This is a genomic window from Cecembia calidifontis, from assembly GCF_004216715.1.
Classification (GTDB): domain Bacteria; phylum Bacteroidota; class Bacteroidia; order Cytophagales; family Cyclobacteriaceae; genus Cecembia_A; species Cecembia_A calidifontis.
Genome location: NZ_SGXG01000001.1, coordinates 5,024,789 through 5,044,389 on the forward strand (window position 1 = coordinate 5,024,789; position 19,601 = coordinate 5,044,389).

Consider the following 19,601-nt stretch of genomic DNA (forward strand, 5'->3'; position numbering starts at 1 on the left):
CATTCTACATTTTGTTCAGCCCGCTAAAATTACTGATTGGACGCTGAAGAAAAAACCAAGCCTTCGGAATATTCAACTATTTTGACCAATGTGTATGAAAATAGCAAATGTTGTAATTTGAGGTCAAACATGCTTAACTTTCGGGCTTGTAAAATACCAACTCCCAATGAAATTAAGTGTACTAGTTGCTTTTTTAACTTTTAATTTAAGTTATGCTCCTGTGGATCAGGACAGTTCAGCAGTAGAACTGAAAGAATTCACTATCTCGGAAAACAGGTTGGAGATCCCTTTTAACAAAGTCTCCAGAAATATTTCTGTACTTCAAAGAAAAGCTATAGAAACTACTCCTGCCAGAAGTATCCAGGAACTGCTTTCTTTTACTCCCGGGGTAGATGTCAGGCAAAGAGGTGTAAGCGGGGTTCAAGCCAATATTGGCATTAGGGGAGGCAGTTTTGAACAGACCTTGATGTTGCTGAACGGCATCAAATTAACCGACCCACAGACGGGCCACCACCTGATGAATATCCCTGTACCTTTACAGTCTATACAGCGGATTGAGGTTTTGAAAGGTCCCGGGTCCCGGATTTTTGGTCAAAATGCATTCGCAGGCGCCATCAATATTATCACAGAGCTTCCTGAAACAAAAAGTTTGAACATACAGGGATTTGGAGGTGATTTTGGCATGCGGGGAGGCCATATCATCAGTTCCCTGCCCATAGGAAAGTACAAACAGACCCTTTCTGTATCCCATGATGCATCAGATGGTCATTGGTACAATTCAGATTTCAAGGTCAACAATGTATTTTATGAATCCGGATATGAACTGAATGACAAACACGAATTCAACAGCATGTTTGGATTTTCGGACAGGACTTTTGGGGCCAATGGCTTTTATACCAATGCCTTTCCTGACCAATGGGAAAGCATACAGACCTACCTTTCCGCACTAAGTCATTCTTATCGAAACAAGGAATTGTTTTTACAAAGCAGAGGCTATTGGAGAAGGAATATTGATGAGTTTAGATTGAGGAGAAATGAACCGGAATTTTTCACCAACAACCATACTTCTGATGTATTTGCTCTGGAAATCAATGGCGCCTACACCCATAGATGGGGCACTTCCGGACTTGGAATCGAGACAAGGGAAGAACGAATCACCAGCAGCAATTTAGGTGACCGCAACAGGAGTTTCATTGGTCTTTTTGCCGAACACCGGGTTGAATTCCTGGAAAAGTTTGACGCAAGGGCAGGTGTTTATTCCAACTACTACAATGAGTTGGGTTGGAGGCATTTTCCGGGGGCAGAATTAGGCTTTCAACTCGATAAGTTTTCAAGGTTCTATACCAATTTTGGAAACAGCTTTAGGATTCCTTCTTTTACGGAGCTGTATTATCAGGATCCCAGTAATTTCAGCAACCCGGATTTATTGCCGGAAGAAGCCTGGAATTACGAACTCGGTTGGAAGCTGAACAAAAGCAGGCTGAATGCAGAAGTAGTTTACTTCTACAGGTTTACAGAAAACCTGATAGACTATACAAGGGAGCCCAGTACTGTTCATCCAAATCCCAACAGATGGGCACCGGGAAACCTCAGCCAGGTTACTTTTAGAGGAATAGAAACAGCCTTTCAATATGCACCAAATCTGGGAGGCCAGCATGTCAGGTTAAATGAGCTCAATCTAAGCTACAATTATATTGACGCAGCCTTGGTGCAAGCAGAGGGTGTGGAATCAAGATTGGCTTTGAATTCCCTGCGCCATCAGGTTATTGCGGGATTACAGGCAGCATTTATTCAAAAAATAGAACTGACCATAAAGGGAAGATATATCGAGCGGATGGCCTTGGACCCCTATTTCTTGTTGGATGCCCGGCTGGACTACAACAGACTCAAAAAACTTGGATTCTTCGCTGAAATCTCCAATATCACCAATTCAGATTACATAGAGGCCGGATTTGTTCAGATGCCCGGAAGATGGGCAAAGGCTGGGTTTATGGTGAATGTGGGGAGGTAATTTGCCAATATTCAACCCAAAATTTCATTCTTTAAAGAAGAAGTTGATTTTTTTTATACGACATTTTATGTCAATAATTAAAAATACCCTGTTTTGGGTATTTTTTTTATGTTCTGAAAGGGCTAAGTTTATAGGAGGTTAGTTAGTCATTGATCAATTTAATAATCAAAAGATTTAATAAAAATGGCATAATGGTAAACATTAAAAGCACCAAAAATTAATTATGAACGATACGATTTATACCTATTTCTTGCCTTTAGCTTTCTCTTTCAAATCATTCTCTCGTTTAATAAATCCCTCTTTTGTGAAGGGGTCCGCATGCGTAAGATTTTTTTTAGCGAATTCGGTTTCGGGGAAATTGGCGAAAGGTTATTGGGAAATTGAATTTTTATAAAAAACCTAATAAAAATATATAACCATAGAAAAATGCTAGCAACACTTTCAAAAATAGGAGAATACTTACTAGAAGGAAAAGGGATTTGGTCCAAACTAACCTCTGAACCAAAATTTGAGCCGGAAAAAACGAATTGGGTTATTCCAATTTTGTTGGACTGTGAAGCAGGTATTGCATCCATATTGGAAGGTGAAAAAGAATTATTTGTTGAAGAAGAATCAGCAATAAAATTCAGGTATTTGGATACAGAGCTTTGGGGGAGAAGAGGGAAAAAGTGTTGTATAAGTAGTGAAAGCAAAAATTTAGAAATGCTTAAAGAGTCCTTGATCGGGAAAACCTGGTGTAGTAAAGGATCATTAAGTGAATCATACGATGATTTTTATAAGTCGAAACCCAAAGACAGTCTTTTTAGGAAAGCGCTAGAGGAAATCAATAAAAGTCAATGCTGTCCTAAATAATTTACAAGACAGATGTTTAGCTGTGTTTCTGCAATTTCTATTGTGATTTTATCTGTAATCCGGAAATAGAACCCCCTGTTGGCTTTTTTGAGGAGGTTTTTCATGGTCTTCAAAGGGTTTGTCCAGCCACTTTTGCAGCTCTATTTTAACGAATATGTTCAGTCTGATAAATGCAACCAGATTGGACAGATGCCATCCGAATTTAGCGGTTGCCTTCATCACTTTTAGGAGCAGAATGGTGATCAGCGCGGTCCATATCTGGATCATCACGGCATTTTTCGATGTTCCGATAAAGGTTTTGATATGGAGTAACTGCTTGATGTCCCTGAAGAAGATCTCAATCTCCCATCGGCACCGGTAAAGATCACCGATTGTCTTTGCTGACCATTTGAAGTTATTGGTAATCAGTTCGACGGTCTGTCGGTTTTTTTCGTCCCATACAGCCACTCTTCTGAGTTTTCCGGGGTACTTCACTTTTGACTGCGGGTTTACCAGTTCAATTTCTTCGTCTATCAGTACTTCCTGTGCAGTATTTTCAGGGAGTCGACGTTCATTGATTGTGCTGAACTTAAGGTTATCCTTGTGCCTTATGACGAAAAAGACCCCCTTGCTGTCCCAAATGTTGAGCATCGGAAAGTCATTGTAATAGCGGTCCGCCACTATAACGGATCCTTTCTCCAAAGGAATATCATAAGCGCCTTTATTGTCTGCCATACTTCCTTCTGTAATATTCACATAAACAGGGAGTTTCCCGTCATAGTCCAGAAGCGTATGCATCTTTACAGCACCCTTTTTGGTCCTGAAGGTTGCCCAGTCAAACATCGAAAGGCAAAGACTTACCACCGTGGAGTCGAGCAGATAGACGGGAGCCTTGATCCGTAGTTTTACCCTGCTCAGGGACGCCTGCTGTCCTAAATGCTTCAGAAGCCCGTAATACAGCTCCTTGAACAGGTCAGAGTCCCTGCGCTTGTTCTGATAACTGATACTGGACTTGGATGGTGCCTTGGCAATCCCCAGATGGTTGAGGTTCCCCGTGGCCGAACGCAGGCCGTTTGAAATATCCCTTACAGAAGTACTTTTGGCAAAATGGCAAAAAAGCATGGAAACCAAATGCGTCCAGCTGTCAAAGCCTTTGCAGCCCTTGTCCGTTTGCTTCTCTTCAACCAGTTTCTTGAAAATTGAACGCTCGATTTTTTTAATAATCTGAGAAAACAATGTAATATTACTCATGGGAGGTTTATGTTTTTTGGTGCAAACCCAAAATAGCTATTTTGGGCAAAAAACCAGACCTCTCATATTTTATTTAGGACGGTATTGAATAAAAGTCAATTCGATGGTAAAATTTTTGACTTAAAAAACATAAAGGATTATCTACAATTCTCCAAAAATGAAGAAGCAGTCCTTTTTTACGTAAAAATTAAATCACCAAAAATAAACAATGGGCTTCCAATTCCATTGTTTGATTTAGAGGGTTATGAAGAGTTTGTTTTGGAGAAGTTCCAAAAATCGGGAATTACAAAAGGATTAAATTATCTGACAGGCGAAATAAATGAGGATATTCTAGTCCCTGATTTTACGGGAAGAGATAATATCAATAAAGTTTTTCAATTAACCACCATAAATCATATTACAGATTTTGATTTAAAAAACTTGAATCAATGCTGTCCTAAATAATTTACAAGACAGATGTTTAGCTGTGTTTCTGCAATTTCTATTGTGATTTTATCTGTAATCCGGAAATAGAACCCCCTGTTGGCTTTTTTGAGGAGGTTTTTCATGGTCTTCAAAGGGTTTGTCCAGCCACTTTTGCAGCTCTATTTTAACGAATATGTTCAGTCTGATAAATGCAACCAGATTGGACAGATGCCATCCGAATTTAGCGGTTGCCTTCATCACTTTTAGGAGCAGAATGGTGATCAGCGCGGTCCATATCTGGATCATCACGGCATTTTTCGATGTTCCGATAAAGGTTTTGATATGGAGTAACTGCTTGATGTCCCTGAAGAAGATCTCAATCTCCCATCGGCACCGGTAAAGATCACCGATTGTCTTTGCTGACCATTTGAAGTTATTGGTAATCAGTTCGACGGTCTGTCGGTTTTTTTCGTCCCATACAGCCACTCTTCTGAGTTTTCCGGGGTACTTCACTTTTGACTGCGGGTTTACCAGTTCAATTTCTTCGTCTATCAGTACTTCCTGTGCAGTATTTTCAGGGAGTCGACGTTCATTGATTGTGCTGAACTTAAGGTTATCCTTGTGCCTTATGACGAAAAAGACCCCCTTGCTGTCCCAAATGTTGAGCATCGGAAAGTCATTGTAATAGCGGTCCGCCACTATAACGGATCCTTTCTCCAAAGGAATATCATAAGCGCCTTTATTGTCTGCCATACTTCCTTCTGTAATATTCACATAAACAGGGAGTTTCCCGTCATAGTCCAGAAGCGTATGCATCTTTACAGCACCCTTTTTGGTCCTGAAGGTTGCCCAGTCAAACATCGAAAGGCAAAGACTTACCACCGTGGAGTCGAGCAGATAGACGGGAGCCTTGATCCGTAGTTTTACCCTGCTCAGGGACGCCTGCTGTCCTAAATGCTTCAGAAGCCCGTAATACAGCTCCTTGAACAGGTCAGAGTCCCTGCGCTTGTTCTGATAACTGATACTGGACTTGGATGGTGCCTTGGCAATCCCCAGATGGTTGAGGTTCCCCGTGGCCGAACGCAGGCCGTTTGAAATATCCCTTACAGAAGTACTTTTGGCAAAATGGCAAAAAAGCATGGAAACCAAATGCGTCCAGCTGTCAAAGCCTTTGCAGCCCTTGTCCGTTTGCTTCTCTTCAACCAGTTTCTTGAAAATTGAACGCTCGATTTTTTTAATAATCTGAGAAAACAATGTAATATTACTCATGGGAGGTTTATGTTTTTTGGTGCAAACCCAAAATAGCTATTTTGGGCAAAAAACCAGACCTCTCATATTTTATTTAGGACGGTATTGAACTTGAATAAAAATTTTCAAATAGGTAAGGAAAGTTTGTCAAGACTTAATTATGCCTCGAATTATGTCTTAAATAACCTTCAAACAAGAATTGCAGGTTTAAAGCATCTTGTAATCCCTAATTATTTAGCAAAGGACTTAGAAAGTCTGGATATCGAGGAAATGAAACTATTTTTAGATAAGTCCTCAGATTTATTGTTCAAAACAGAGAGATTAGAAAAAGAAGTATTGAGAAAATTACCTGATTGTAATGTTTTCTGGATCAATTATATAGCGTTTGAAACGAATGGCAATTATTTCAAAATTTTAAACACAATTAAAGATGTAAATAGCTTGCATCTGACTAATTTATTGGAAGCTTTTGATGAGGCTGGATGGGTTTTAAGAAATTTTATCAATCTCAATACTTCTTTTAACCTTCAGTCAATTTATTGGATTATCCCAGTTCGGGAAGGATCAAAGGAAAAGAAAAATGCTGTTTTGGCAATTTTTAAGGAAATTCTCGAACAAAGAAAGATAAATGAAGAAGATATTTTTGATCATTTTATAAGCATGCTGCTATGCCATCGATATGGAAGGTATAGACAGTATCAGTTCAAATCTTCTCCAAATAACTTTGATTTTGCCATTCGAGATACAGTCTTTAAATACACTGCATTTGTTTACGCATTAAAGAAATTAAACTTACTAAAGATGGAAGATAACAAGCCAAAACCTGATACTGAGGAAAAGCCTACTCACACAAATCCTGAAAAAATTGAGGATTTTTTCAACAAAATGGAATATACCCAAGAACAAAAGGCAGTATTTTATTTGGGTAGGGTATTAAGTTCTGTTGCTTATGCGCAATATCAAAAGGGGCATAAATCTAAGCCTATCCTAAACAAAATCAACTATAATGGAATGGATGCTTCGGCATTAGAAAGATTGGATTTAGACCTTTCAGAAAAGTCGCGACAATATAATATCCATGAATTCACTGAGCCAAATTTGGCAAAGTTCAGATCTGCCTTCAAAGAAGAAAAATGGACCTTAAGCCCCCAGAAAAATGTGTTCTACCTAATGGTTGGATATACTTTCGGACTAACTAAAGAATAAAAAACTAAACAACATTAACATAATACATATGAGCGCTATTAAAAACAATTCTGATTTTCTTTTTATTTATGAAGCCATCAATTGTAATCCAAATGGTGACCCCGATCAAGAAAACAAACCAAGAATGGATTATGAAACTCAAACGAATTTGGTTACTGACACTAGGCTTAAAAGATACATTCGTGATTATTTCATGAATGAGGGTAAAGAAGTTTTTGTATCAATGGAAGATGGGAAAAAGGTTAATCCCGATCAAAAGTTAGAATTTACTATCAATAGACTTTTAACAGAGCAAGATTTGGTTGAAAGTTATTTTGATGGGAATGATGAAATGAGAAAATCCTTCGATGAAATCAATAAAGAAAAAAAAGAGAAAGAAGGTGTATTTAAAGCATTGCAGAATAAAAAGAACAGAGCCCTCAATGACTTTATTTTGGATAAGATCGTCAAAGAAACATTTTTGGACATCAGGCTTTTTGGAAGTGCGTTTGCCGTTGGTGGTTTTACCCATGCCTACACCGGTCCTGTGCAAATTAATTGGGGATATTCATTGAATAAAGTTTACCAAATAGATTCTGACTCAATTGTCACAATTATGAATGATGATAGCAGCACCTTTGGAAAAGATTATAGAGTGCATTATAGCTTATTGGCATTTCACGGAGTAGTCAACAAATATTCTGCACAACAAACAGGATTAACAGAAAAGGATTTAGAAGAATTTAGAAATGGAATATGGCAGGCAATTCCTTCTCTCCCCACCAGGTCAAAGTTAAATCAATATCCCAAACTTTACCTTGAAATAGTCTACAATGATGGATTTAATAATGGACATTTTGGTGATTTAAGAGATTTGATTCATTGCAGTCCAAAGGATGAGATCGCAGGTTACAAAAAGGTGAGGAGGTTTAGTGATTTGAAAATTGATTTTTCAAAGTTAGAATCTTTAATCAATTCCAATAAAGGAAAAGTCATCAAAGATGTAATTTTAAAGACATCAGATGGGATCACCATTAATATATAGCCTTATGGATGTATTGTCATTCGATATTTGCGGGAAATTTGCTCATTTTAGAAAATTCCATGCCAACAATACAGCATTAAGTTATTCCATACCTCCTAGAACCACTATCATTGGAATCATCGCAGGAATTATGGGGAGAGAAAAAAACTCATATTATGAAGAGTTTTCTTCTGAAAATATGAGAATTGGGATACGGGTAGTTTCTGATATAAGGAAAAGTTTCCATAGACTAAATTATCTTATGATTAAAAGTAAGGATGACTTCACTGGAAAAAATGGAAGAGTCCAGACCCCCTTTGAAGTAATCACTGGAAATTCCATAAGAGAAGGTAAAGTAGTCTACAGGGTTTTTATTTCAGATCAAGAAGGTTCGAAATCCAAGAATACCGAAAATCTGCAAGAAATTCTTATTAACCAAAAAAGCTCATATAATGCAAGTCTTGGCCTAGCGAATTTTAATGCATCTATTGAAAATGTTAAGTTTTGGCAAAAAGTAAATACAATTCAAGTTAATAATGAGTTTGTTAACATTCATTCTGCTTGTAATAGTGCAGATGTCAGTGAATTAGAATTTTTAGAGGAAGCAGCTTTTAAATTTAATTTTGTAGAGGAGGAACTACTACCGGCCGATTTTAAAGCAAATAATGACCGGGAGTTAAAAGCAATGAATAGGGTTCTTTACACCACTAGAAACTTTCCTTTGAGAGTTAAATTAAAGGGAACCTACCATGAGTTAAAGGAGGAAAATGAAATTCAAAGAATTCAATTTTTAGAAAATGTTGGTATTCTCACACAGTAAAGAAATTAATGGATCCAAAATAGGTTCAAAGCAGCTTATCGAACATATTAAGGGCGTTCTTGATAAAGCTGTTTTTGGTTATTATGATCAATTAAGTTTTTCTGATAAATATTCAACATTGGATATTTTAAAACATATCTGTTGGCTTCATGACTTTGGCAAATACACTAAATATTTTCAGGACTATTTGATTTACCCTGAAAAAGCAGATAATCTGTTAAAAAGTCATTCCAACTTAGGAGCCGTTGTAACATACAACTTAATGGAAAGTATTTCTCCGGAAATTGCATTAATTGGATATTACCTAATTAAGCTTCATCATTCCAATTTGAAAGATTTTGAGTCAACGATTGATCCAGTTGGATACAGAGAAAAGATAGAACTTGAGAAGTTTAATTTGCAGATAAAGGCATTACATGATTATTCTGAATTATTGGGATTCCTATATTCAAGTCATAAATGCAACACTAAGGGTTTAAGGGAAGGAACCTAGGTTCCTTCCCTTAGGCTGAAAATATTAATTTAGTGTTGTCATGAATAAATTTAAACATCTCAGCCAGGAACAAAGGTACCAAATAGAGGCTTTATTTAGAAACGGAACTTCCCAGACCAAAATCGCTGCGATTATCGGTGTCAACAAAAGTACTGTATCCAGAGAACTTCAAAGAAATACCGGCAAGAGGGGCCGTTATAGCGGTGAATATAAGGCTGCAGTTGCCCAGAACCGTACAGACGAAAGACATAGACTCAAGAGAAAGCGAATCAAATTTACCGAGTCCCTTAAAGAAGAGGCCCGCAAATTCCTTGTTGTTGACAAATTGAGCCCAGAGCTAATATCGGTCACCTGGAAGAAACAAGGTAAAGAAGGGGTTTGTCATGAGACACTCTACAACTGGATATTTACTGCCAAAAAAAGTAGCCATTGGAGATACCGAAGGGACAGGGAGCTTTACAAGAATCTCCGGCATGGTAAAAGAAAGCGTAAGAGAGGTAATTACAGGCATACCAGAGGAATTATCAGGGAGAGAGTTCCAATTGACCAAAGGCCTCCTGTAGTTGAAAAAAGACAAAGGATAGGAGATATTGAAGTAGACCTTATGATGGGGAAAAACCACAAATCAGCTCTTTTGGTACTGGTGGACAGGGCAACCTTGGTTACTACCATAGAGAAACTTGATGGTAAAAATGCAGATATCATTGAACAGAAAATAGCAAAGAGAATACAGAGAATTGGTGCTTCGTTCTTCAAATCAATCACTTTCGATAATGATATGGCATTCGCAAACCATTATAAAATCAGAGATAAATTCAATATCCCAACATTCTTTACAAGACCATACACTTCACAGGATAAAGGAACAGTGGAAAACAGAATCGGACTTATCAGGGCTTTCCTGCCAAAGGGTACTGACCTCAATCAAATCTCTCGGGAACAGATCCAAAATATAGAAACCAAAATCAATAACAGGCCAATAAGAAAGTTTAATTATCTTAGTCCTATCGAATGTCTAATGAAAAAATTAGGCGTTGCATTTATGACTTGAACATGGCATTAATAAAGATTGATGATTCTCATTTAAGATTTAGGTCTACTTTAGATTTTTATAAATGCTTCAAAAATTATTTTCAGAAAGATGCGGATATAGAAAGGTATTTTTTTACTGTCGTCCGAGAACTGATACAAGATAAAAAATAAAATCCTAGAATAGTACAAAAATCAAAGATGGGCAGCTCTTTTGGAACTTACCCATCTTTTTTATATTGTTGTTTCGACCAAGAACCAACAATATGTCTCAAGTTAAGCATAAATTTTTGTCTGGGCATCCTATCATCGCCCAACTTCTTTCTCTTATTCCCAAAGAGCTATTCAATCAGGTCGTTGAGGAAGAAAACTCGGATAGGTACTACAAGAAACTTAAAACAAGTGATCACTTTATCTGTATTTTTTATGCCGTGTTGACCAGAAACAGCAGTCTAAGAGAGGTATGCAAAAACATCGGCCTGATCATTACCAAGCTTATTCCTTTTGGAATGAAGCAGCTGCCTGCAAGGAGTACTCTTTCTGATGCAAACCGTAAGCGCAGTTATCGTGTTTTTGAGCAACTGTACAAAGGGCTGTATTCATACTATAGGGCATCTTTGGTAGGAAATTGGCTTGATATCGGTGGAGAGGTCGACCCCAGCCGTGTTGAGGTTTTTGATTCCTCAACGGTCACGCTGTTCAAGGAAATCCTCAAAGGGGCCGGACGCAATCCCCTGAACGGAAAGAAAAAAGGAGGTGCCAAGATTTTTGCTAAAATGAATCTGGCAGAAGGCGTTCCCAATTTTATATGTATCCGTTCTGCGGCCACAAATGAAAATATGTTTTTAAAAGTGATGGATCTGCCTGAGCATGGGATAGCTGTTTTCGACAAGGGATATAACCGCTATTCCTGCTTTGAAAAATGGGACAGTTCAAACAGATATTTTGTGACCAGAAAAAAAGACAATGCAAGATATGAAGTGGTCAGTGAGTTTGACTGTACGCATGCTATTGATATCATCAAGGACCAGATTATCTCACTGAGCTACAGGGAGAAGGGAGTTTCTCGGACAGTTGAGGCCAGACTGGTGGTTTATGCTGACCCTGAAAGCGGTGAAACGCTGGAATTTATCACCAATCTTAAGGGATTGGATGCATTGACCATAGCTCTTCTGTATAAGAACAGGTGGGTTATCGAAGTGCTTTTCAAGCAGATAAAGCAGAATTTTGAGCTCAGAAATTTTTTGTCGGACAGCGAGAACGGGATCAAAATCCAGATTTGGATGGCATTAATACTCAACCTGCTGTTTACAGTTCTACATAAGCGGATAAAAGAGGCTGAAGACTTCTCGACCATGGTCATGGTAGCAGCAAAAAATCTTTGCTCCTACGTCAGTCTTGAAAAGTTCTTACTTTTTCCTGAAGCTTACTTTAAAAGTATATTTCAAAAAGACCTTCAAAATATGCAAACCCAATTATTCCTCTCAGGATAGGGGGTACTTTTTGAAATCAAAAAAAAAGTCCTCTAACATCATTCTAGAGGACTTTATTCTAATTTTCGTAATTTAGTCGGACGACAGTAGTATTTTTTAATAAATTCCTAAAATCCGCAGGATTTTAGTTTGGAGATTTGAATCTGCTTGTTTGTGTTCATTTTTGGTCTAGTTCGGGAATTTCTTCCCTTTGATTGAAGAGTGTTCATAGTTTTGAGACAATGGATTTTAGGTTTGAGGATAAAATGGACGGTTTTTTTCCTCAATTTTAATGGAAAAGGCATACCTCTTCCCTGTAAATCTTTATTTTTTGAGCTCCTGAGGGGTTTTTATCTGAATTTAGTTCAAAATCGGCTTGTAATCCTTACTCGTGAACAGTTTGAGCACTTCTCTTCTTCCCGTTCTTATCCACTTGGCTGAAACAGTGATAAATCTGAAGATAAACTTCTTGAGCCTGTCGGTAGGCTTAAGCCAATCAACTTTTCTGGAATACTCTCCAATGATATAGGTGTAAAAATTGGCATACATAGCCGTCATAAGCATAAAGGAGGTATTCTCTGCAAGGAACGAACAGGGCAACTTAGACCAGCCAAAGTCATTGTTGAGTACATCAAACAAGCGTTCGCTTGCACCCCGGGCGTTATAAAACCTTACAACAGCTTCATTGGACGATGTATGTTCATTGGTCAGAATAGCCCTGTAAGTAAATGCATCTCCACTAAACACATCTGCCTGCCCGTCTTTACGCCTGATTCTGGTAATGACCAGCCTGTAAGACCTGTCTTTACCGAAAGGTTTGTAGTCGGATAGGTCAGTAACTTCCATTTCCTGTACACCCAAACGTATTTTCTGCCACTTCTCAGGGGCTATACTTCCAAGGATATTATCCAGTTTGGCACATCTGTTTGCCCGTATATAAAAGCTTTCGGTATGTGCTTCCAGTGTGCGGAGAACTTCTTCCTGATAGGATGCTGAATCGGCTCTGAACCTTCCGATACGGATATTTTCATTGGTAAGCTGCCCAAACATGCGTGTAAGTGTATCAGCCTGCAAATATTTGGCCTGACTGTTGCCATTTCTGCCCTCTACGTACACAGGAATGGCCTGTGAAAATTCAGGATGTGCTATGGAAGCTACACCTGGCTGATATCCATAGACGTGTTTATATGTCTTTTTTGAATCGTACTTTTCAGTTGGAATGACGGTGTTGTCATAATCGAGGTCGTAAGCAACACCTGACTTGAGTAATCCGGTCTTACAAGCTGATTTTAACAACAAGCTGTTGAGTTTTCCATTGATATTAAATTCATGGCTTACTCCACTGGACGGATTTATAAAGAGTTCTGTATCAACAGCAAGCTCTTTGATACCTCTCAGAATTGTATCGGCACTGCATACTGAAAATGAAGGGACCTGTTCAAGTGCGTCTCTCAAGTGAACATTGATATCTTCAGTACAGTCGCCACCATTAAAGAAAATAGCCATATGATTGGCGAAAATGTCACTGTATGAAAACCCTCCCCTTAAGGCTCTAACCCCCAATTGATTATCAATGAGTTCTGGGAGACCAGAATTTTTGAAAGAGTTAAAAACAAAATTAAAACCTCCGAAAGGTGTGATTTTTTCTGTCGAATTCGTAATTTTCATACCGCTTATCTAGTTTGAGTGGTATCATCTAAATAAGTGAAAAAAAACGAGCCGGAAAAGCCTGAATTGAATAAATTCAGCCACTTTTTCGGCTTTTTTTAAATCCGCCCTGCGGATTTAAGGAAATTATTTATTCTCTCTATTGATAGAGTCTGATAAAATAGATGCCTCGGACAGTAAAATCTATATTCGAAAAGCCTCAAACCCAAATGCAGTTGATGAAAGAAAAGGATTTGGAAAGCCTGAATTTCCTAACAAGCACTTAAGCGAATTTGATCAAAAAGATTTAAGAAATTATGTTAGGAAGAGAGTAGTAGAAAAAATTGAAACAACTGATATTCTTTCCTATAGAATTTTTACCCTAGCTGCACCTACAGGAATTGGTAAAACCATGACGGCTTTAGATTTTGTGTTAAAACTGAAAAATAAAATTATCCATAGTGAAAATAGAATTCCCCAAATAATTTATGCATTGCCTTTTATCAATATCATTGAACAAGCTCTTAAGGAATATGAATTGACTTTGGGCAATGATTTAAAAATCTTAGGTCACTACCAATTTGCTGATATTTTTGGTGATGATAAATTTGAGGAAAATGGGTCAAATTATAATCAGCAAAAAATGGAGTGGGATACCTGGCAAAGTGATATCGTGATCACTTCATTTGTTCAACTATTTGAAACCTTAATTGGGTATAAAAATAAACTTTTAAAAAAATTTCATCACTTAGCAGGTTCAATAATTATTCTTGACGAGGTTCAAACGCTTTCCATAGAAAAATTGCCTTTAATCGGGGCATCATTACATTTTCTTTCTAAATTTTTAGATGCAAGAATAATCATAATGACAGCAACCCAACCAAAAATTTTCGAATTAATGGAAAGGGAACTATCAATTACTCCTGAGACCGATTCACTCAAACCATTTGACTTATTACCTGAATCCAACAAAATTTTTGAGTGCTTCAATAGGACGAAGATTATCCCAATAAATATTGTAACAGAATCAAATAGTCCAACAATTGACAATGAAAGCTTTATTGGCGCCTTTCAAAATTATTGGACTGAAAGCAAAAGTTGTTTGATTGTATTAAATAAGGTCCAAAGATCAATTGACATCTTTGATTTGATCAAAGAATTTATTTCCTCTAATCAGTTTGAAAACCCCATTTTCTATCTTTCAACAAATATCACTCCCATAGAAAGAGAACGAAGAATTACTGAAATTAAAAATTCAATAAAGAAAGGAAACAAACCTATTTTGATTGCTACCCAAGTAGTAGAAGCAGGGGTAGACTTAGATTTTGATATGGGTTTTAGAGATTTGGGCCCTATTGATTCAATTGTACAAGTTGCAGGTAGAATTAATCGAGAAAATGACCCGGACAGGTTTGGCTCTCCTCTGTATATTTTGAATTTTGGAGATTGTCGTCAGATATACGGTTCGGTAACAGATTCCAAAGCTCGTGGAGCATTATCTAACAGAGAAATGATTGAAGAAAAGGATTATAATTACCTTGTTGAATCTTATTTTGAAGCTGTTTCAGAAACTAACCAAACTGATTTTTCTTTTAGTAGGGAAATCTTAAAAGCTATGATGGAATTAAGATATGATAAACCTGAAAAATCTAAAAATGAGCCAAAATGTATCAGTGATTTTAAAGTCATTGAAGATTCAAAAAACGGGATGAATGTTTATGTTGAGGATCCCAAAGATTCTATTTCTGAAACAGCAAGGAAATCCTATCAGGATCTATTAAATCAAAAAATCAATAAAGAAGAATTTGATAGCCTTCATAAAAGAAATTTCAATCAAAGAATTATAAGTGTCCCAAACTATTTTGAAACTTCCCTTGAATTAAGAAAAGAACCACAACTTGGAGAAAATATTTATTGGATCAGGGCAGAAGACTTCAACTACTTTTACAATGAGAATACTGGTTTTATACGAAAACCAGGAAATAAATCTGTTATCGTTTCATTTTAAACTCAAAAACTATGTCCTTAAAATCAAAAATCATCTCTCATCTCGACACTATTCAAGACCAAGAGACACTTAAGCAAATCCATAACTGGTTGGATGCTTTTCTTGAAGCAGACACAAAGGAAACCTTCGAAAGTGGCGAAATTAAAGCCATACAGGAAGGTTATGAACAATACTTTTCTGGCAGTATGGTCTCCCCAAAGGAGGCCTCCAAAGTATTTGAGGAATGGTTCTAAGGAAAAGAGAAGTAAGATGGACCCAAAAAGCTGTTCAGGATGAACTCAATATCATGGAGTTTTGGTATCTGAGAAATCAGTCTGTCAGTTATTCTCTAAATCTGGAAAGACTTTTCAATAAGTCTCTGGATTTATTGTCCATCCATCCTAAATGAGCATAATATTCAGTCAGAAACCTCCTATCCAAATTAAGACTGTCAGAGACTACAGACTGTATTATATTTTCGATGAAAAAACAATAACTCTTAATACCATTTGGGATACACTAAGGAATCATGATAAGCTAAATTTTAATTTACCCATGTCCCAACTCCTCATTACCACCATACGGTTTCCGGAAATCAAACTCCAGACAAGGGATGCGCATAAACTACGCGGCTTTTTCGGAGATTATTTCCAGACGCATTCCCCCCTATTGCACAACCATTATGAAGATGGCACTGCCAAATACAAATACCCATTGGTCCAATACAAGGTTGTAGAAACAGTCCCTATCCTACTGGGTATCAATGAGGGTGCAGAATTGCTTACATCTTTATTTTTGAAAATTGACCATCTCAATATTGAAGGGAAGGTTTTCCCTGTTTTTAGTAAAAATATTGCCCACCAAAAAGTCCCCTCAGGCATTGCTGATGAATTGTTCGAATACCGATTTATCAATTATTGGATGGCACTTAACACTCTAAATTACAAAACTTACACAAATCTAGCTCATGAAGAAAGACAACAGATGCTCGACAAAGTACTCCAAAACAATCTCTTGAGCTTTTATAAGGGGGTAGGAATCTGGCTTAATGAAAGGATCATGACCAAGGGAAAGTTTGAGCCCAAAACCAGTAAATTCAAAAACCAGAAAATGATTGTATTTGAAGGAAGTTTTATATCCAATGCGATACTTCCAGACTACGTGGGTATTGGAAAATCAGTCTCCCGTGGCTTTGGTGTAATAAAAAAAATGAAAGGATAGTTTATGCAGATTTTTATCAATACCTACGGCACCTACCTGCATGTCAAGGACGAGATGTTTGAAATTCGTGTCCGAGAGTCAAAACAAGAGAAATTCAAGACCAACCACATTGCCGCACATAAGATTACCTCATTTGTGGTGAGCAAAGGTGCTGCAATCACAACAGATGCCATTGCATTGGCACTAAGACATAATATTGACATTGTGGTGGTGGAAAATGACGGACACCCCATGGGGAGGTTTTGGCACAGTAAACTGGGCAGTACCACCAAAATACGAAAGCAACAACTCGAAGCGAGTTTAAACCAAGAAGGTATCCGTTGGGTAAAGACCTGGATTGGAGAGAAACTGGCCAATCAGTCAGAATATCTCATTGACTTGGCAAAACACCGTGAAAAATTAAGGAATGAACTCCAGGAAAAAGCAAAAAAAATTCAGGAATACAGGTCACGCATTGAAGAACTCGAGGGAAAACAGGTAAGTGAAATTGCCGAGATGCTGAGAGCCATGGAAGGAAATGCAGGTCGGGTTTATTTTGAAGGGTTGAGCCAGTCCATTCCAAAGGAATTTAAATTTGACGGAAGAAGCTTTAGACCAGCAAAAGATGCATTTAACGCCATGCTCAATTATGCTTATGGAGTTTTATACAGCAGAGTGGAGCGGGCATTAATGTTAGCGGGCCTGGATCCCTATGTCGGCTTTATGCATAGGGATGATTACAATATGAAAAGCCTGGTATTTGATTTCATAGAACCTTACAGGATTCATGCCGAACGGTGCGTATTTGGAATGTTCTCTACAAAAAAAGTAAACAAGGCTTTTTTCAATGAGATCACAGGAGGAGTTTCTTTGAACCAAGATGGCAAACCTGTACTGGTGGAGCATTTTGTAAAATACCTGGATCAGGACCAGATACGCTATTTGGGCAGGAATCAAAGCAGGTCCAATGCCCTGCAGATGGACGCACACAAATTTGCCAATAGTCTAATAGGAAAAGTATGATAGTTTGGGTAATGTATGATATCGAAAAAGACAGATCCAGAACCAAGGCAGCTAAAATCTGTCAACAGACCGGTCTTTACAGGGTCCAATATTCTGTTTTCTTAGGAGTACTTGAAAAAAATCAATTCGACAGCCTTCATCTTCAGTTAGAGGAGCTGATAGATGAGGAAAAAGATTCCATCTATATGTTCCCAATGTCCAAGGATGAATTGAAAGAGACTGTCCTTTTAGGGCAGGCATTCGACAAAGACTTTGTAACAGATGAAGTAAGGTCCTTGTTTTTTTAAGATGATTTCACTAACTCCCTCCCATATAATCGAGTACCTATACTGCCCAAGATTCACCTATTTTGAATATGTATTAGGCATTCCACAATATGAAGAAAAGCATTATAAGGTCATCAAAGGCAGGGAGCTCCATGACATCAAACTGGAGCGCAACAAAGAATACTTAAGGAAGAAGATTGGAGTTCAGTCCAAATGGTTGGATCAATATTTAACAAATGGCTACTTAAGAGGCAGAGTGGATGAAGTCCTTTTATTAAACAGTGGCTCGATGGCGCCTCTTGATTATAAGTTTGCGGAATACAAAGACCGTATATTTGATACTTACAGACAGCAATTAATCTGCTATGCGATCTTGATTGAAGATAATTTCAACAAAAAGGTAAATAATGGTTATTTGGTTTATGTCAGAAGTAAGAACAAATTGGTAGAAGTACTTATTTCGGAGAAGGACAAGGATTTGGTTAGAAAATCCATTGGTAGAATTCAAGAAATATTGGAAAAGAACCATTTTCCAAAAGCTACCAAATTTAAAAGAAGATGCTTATCTTGCACTTATAGGAACATATGCATCAAATAATCCGCATTGCAATTTATTTCCCATCAAACGAAAACCACCTTTAAGAAACTTAAAGTCAATCATTTAACCCAACGGAACTTAATAAAAAAATACAATGAAAACGCTCTTTGACATTTTGAAAAAGGACAAAAAAGCAAAACAAATTTCTCGATATTTCATTGATTTTAAGGCGGTTGAATCATTGAACGGCCTCCCAAGGCAAATCCATCAAAACAAGGATTGAAACATGGGCAGACATATGGCAGTGCGCCGAGTGGGACGGCCCTCCCAAGGCAAATCCATCAAAACAAGGATTGAAACAGAATGATTCATAGGTAACCCGCGCCTGTCTTAAAGGTCCTCCCAAGGCAAATCCATCAAAACAAGGATTGAAACATGAAAACGGTGATTTCAAAGAGTTGGTCGGTAATAACCTCCCAAGGCAAATCCATCAAAACAAGGATTGAAACAACACCACCATATCCCCTTGTTTCATTGGTATTTGTACCTCCCAAGGCAAATCCATCAAAACAAGGATTGAAACTTTATATCACTTTTTGCTCGGAGATCTATCCGGTATTCCTCCCAAGGCAAATCCATCAAAACAAGGATTGAAACGGGTAATCCAATCCCTTGTGGCTGCCTCAAGGTCAACCTCCCAAGGCAAATCCATCAAAACAAGGATTGAAACGCATTTGGGCGATGCCTTTGAACACGTTGCCCCCCAAACCTCCCAAGGCAAATCCATCAAAACAAGGATTGAAACATCAACAAGCTGTATGATAGAAGATAAAGAAGCGCTCCTCCCAAGGCAAATCCATCAAAACAAGGATTGAAACCAAAAAAAAGCCCCGGATTTCTCCGAGGCCTTTTTTCCTCCCAAGGCAAATCCATCAAAACAAGGATTGAAACCCACATGTACCGCTACATCCCTGTAATCAAGTTCAGGCCTCCCAAGGCAAATCCATCAAAACAAGGATTGAAACATCAAATAATTACAAATGGAAAATATTACTGATAAACCTCCCAAGGCAAATCCATCAAAACAAGGATTGAAACGAAAGCCACTTGATAGGCTATTGGATTTGTTACCTGAACCTCCCAAGGCAATCCATCAAACAAGGATTGAAAC

The 19,601-nt window shown here is 37.8% G+C and carries 19 protein-coding genes and 1 CRISPR repeat array; of the genes, 16 read left to right on the forward strand and 3 right to left on the reverse strand.

From position 1 onward, the window contains the following. The first annotated feature begins 166 nt into the window (after nucleotides 1-166). Together BC751_RS21720 and BC751_RS21725 are read left to right on the forward strand one after the other, a co-directional pair. Nucleotides 167-2,011, forward strand: coding sequence for a TonB-dependent receptor (locus tag BC751_RS21720; RefSeq protein WP_130277441.1), 1,845 nt, complete (start codon nucleotides 167-169; stop codon nucleotides 2,009-2,011). Nucleotides 2,012-2,437: 426 nt separating this feature from the next. Next, nucleotides 2,438-2,863, forward strand: a complete 426-nt coding sequence (locus tag BC751_RS21725) for a hypothetical protein (protein ID WP_130277442.1) — start codon at nucleotides 2,438-2,440, stop codon at nucleotides 2,861-2,863. Between the two features lie 48 nt (nucleotides 2,864-2,911). Here the strand turns inward: BC751_RS21725 and BC751_RS21730 are convergent, their stop codons facing one another. Further along, nucleotides 2,912-4,093, reverse strand: a complete 1,182-nt coding sequence (locus BC751_RS21730; RefSeq protein WP_130273808.1) for an IS4 family transposase — start codon at nucleotides 4,091-4,093, stop codon at nucleotides 2,912-2,914. 84 nt (nucleotides 4,094-4,177) lie between these two features. Between BC751_RS21730 and BC751_RS21735 the strand changes: the two genes are divergently transcribed. Further along, nucleotides 4,178-4,537 carry a hypothetical protein gene (locus BC751_RS21735; protein ID WP_130277443.1) on the forward strand — a complete coding sequence of 120 codons (360 nt, stop codon included), beginning with the start codon at nucleotides 4,178-4,180 and terminating at the stop codon, nucleotides 4,535-4,537. Nucleotides 4,538-4,585: 48 nt separating this feature from the next. Here the strand turns inward: BC751_RS21735 and BC751_RS21740 are convergent, their stop codons facing one another. Next, a complete protein-coding gene (locus tag BC751_RS21740; RefSeq protein WP_130273808.1) occupies nucleotides 4,586-5,767 on the reverse strand; it encodes an IS4 family transposase in 1,182 nt (393 codons plus the stop codon). Nucleotides 5,768-5,857: 90 nt separating this feature from the next. Between BC751_RS21740 and BC751_RS21745 the strand changes: the two genes are divergently transcribed. From BC751_RS21745 to BC751_RS21770, 6 genes are all read left to right on the forward strand, one after another. Beyond that, a complete protein-coding gene (locus BC751_RS21745; RefSeq protein ID WP_278043598.1) occupies nucleotides 5,858-6,952 on the forward strand; it encodes a TM1802 family CRISPR-associated protein in 1,095 nt (364 codons plus the stop codon). A 28-nt stretch (nucleotides 6,953-6,980) separates the two neighbouring features. Beyond that, on the forward strand, nucleotides 6,981-7,976 hold the full coding sequence (gene cas7b / locus BC751_RS21750) for a type I-B CRISPR-associated protein Cas7/Csh2 (RefSeq protein WP_130277445.1): 996 nt from the start codon (nucleotides 6,981-6,983) through the stop codon (nucleotides 7,974-7,976). Between the two features lie 4 nt (nucleotides 7,977-7,980). After that, nucleotides 7,981-8,775, forward strand: coding sequence for a CRISPR-associated protein Cas5 (cas5, locus tag BC751_RS21755; RefSeq protein WP_165389875.1), 795 nt, complete (start codon nucleotides 7,981-7,983; stop codon nucleotides 8,773-8,775). Further along, nucleotides 8,753-9,268: a CRISPR-associated endonuclease Cas3'' gene (locus BC751_RS21760; protein ID WP_130277447.1), complete on the forward strand. Its 516-nt coding sequence runs from the start codon at nucleotides 8,753-8,755 to the stop codon at nucleotides 9,266-9,268. Before cas5 ends, BC751_RS21760 begins: the two co-directional genes overlap by 23 nt. A 40-nt stretch (nucleotides 9,269-9,308) precedes the next feature. Then, entirely contained in the window at nucleotides 9,309-10,319 is a 1,011-nt protein-coding gene (locus BC751_RS21765) for an IS30 family transposase (protein ID WP_130273814.1), read from the forward strand. 244 nt (nucleotides 10,320-10,563) lie between these two features. Then, nucleotides 10,564-11,790, forward strand: a complete 1,227-nt coding sequence (locus BC751_RS21770; RefSeq protein WP_130273777.1) for an IS4 family transposase — start codon at nucleotides 10,564-10,566, stop codon at nucleotides 11,788-11,790. A 339-nt stretch (nucleotides 11,791-12,129) separates the two neighbouring features. On the opposite strand, the gene BC751_RS21775 is transcribed toward BC751_RS21770, so the two are convergent. Further along, complete coding sequence (locus BC751_RS21775; protein WP_130273823.1) at nucleotides 12,130-13,437, reverse strand: IS1380 family transposase; 1,308 nt, start codon at nucleotides 13,435-13,437, stop codon at nucleotides 12,130-12,132. A gap of 142 nt (nucleotides 13,438-13,579) precedes the next feature. Between BC751_RS21775 and cas3 the strand changes: the two genes are divergently transcribed. Genes cas3 through cas4 form a run of 7 tightly spaced genes read left to right on the forward strand, consistent with a single transcriptional unit; the run spans nucleotide 13,580 to nucleotide 18,490 of the window. Next, the gene (cas3, locus tag BC751_RS21780) at nucleotides 13,580-15,424 is read left to right on the forward strand and encodes a CRISPR-associated helicase Cas3' (protein WP_130277448.1); all 1,845 of its coding nucleotides are present in this window, start codon (nucleotides 13,580-13,582) and stop codon (nucleotides 15,422-15,424) included. Between the two features lie 11 nt (nucleotides 15,425-15,435). Beyond that, complete coding sequence (locus tag BC751_RS21785; RefSeq protein ID WP_130277449.1) at nucleotides 15,436-15,657, forward strand: hypothetical protein; 222 nt, start codon at nucleotides 15,436-15,438, stop codon at nucleotides 15,655-15,657. Further along, nucleotides 15,648-15,812 (forward strand): hypothetical protein, encoded by a 165-nt coding sequence (locus tag BC751_RS22545; protein ID WP_242617566.1) that lies wholly within the window; start codon nucleotides 15,648-15,650, stop codon nucleotides 15,810-15,812. Before BC751_RS21785 ends, BC751_RS22545 begins: the two co-directional genes overlap by 10 nt. Then, complete coding sequence (locus tag BC751_RS21795) at nucleotides 15,809-16,624, forward strand: CRISPR-associated endonuclease Cas6 (protein ID WP_341272854.1); 816 nt, start codon at nucleotides 15,809-15,811, stop codon at nucleotides 16,622-16,624. Before BC751_RS22545 ends, BC751_RS21795 begins: the two co-directional genes overlap by 4 nt. Nucleotides 16,625-16,627: 3 nt before the next feature. Then, a complete protein-coding gene (cas1, locus tag BC751_RS21800; RefSeq protein ID WP_130277450.1) occupies nucleotides 16,628-17,626 on the forward strand; it encodes a CRISPR-associated endonuclease Cas1 in 999 nt (332 codons plus the stop codon). Then, entirely contained in the window at nucleotides 17,623-17,913 is a 291-nt protein-coding gene (gene cas2 / locus BC751_RS21805) for a CRISPR-associated endonuclease Cas2 (RefSeq protein ID WP_130277451.1), read from the forward strand. The genes cas1 and cas2 overlap by 4 nt, the downstream gene beginning before the upstream one ends. A 1-nt stretch (nucleotide 17,914) precedes the next feature. Further along, nucleotides 17,915-18,490 carry a CRISPR-associated protein Cas4 gene (cas4, locus tag BC751_RS21810; RefSeq protein WP_207226938.1) on the forward strand — a complete coding sequence of 192 codons (576 nt, stop codon included), beginning with the start codon at nucleotides 17,915-17,917 and terminating at the stop codon, nucleotides 18,488-18,490. A 189-nt stretch (nucleotides 18,491-18,679) separates the two neighbouring features. Beyond that, nucleotides 18,680-19,528: direct repeats of the CRISPR family, unit length 37 nt; unit sequence CCTCCCAAGGCAAATCCATCAAAACAAGGATTGAAAC. Nucleotides 19,529-19,601 lie beyond the last annotated feature (73 nt).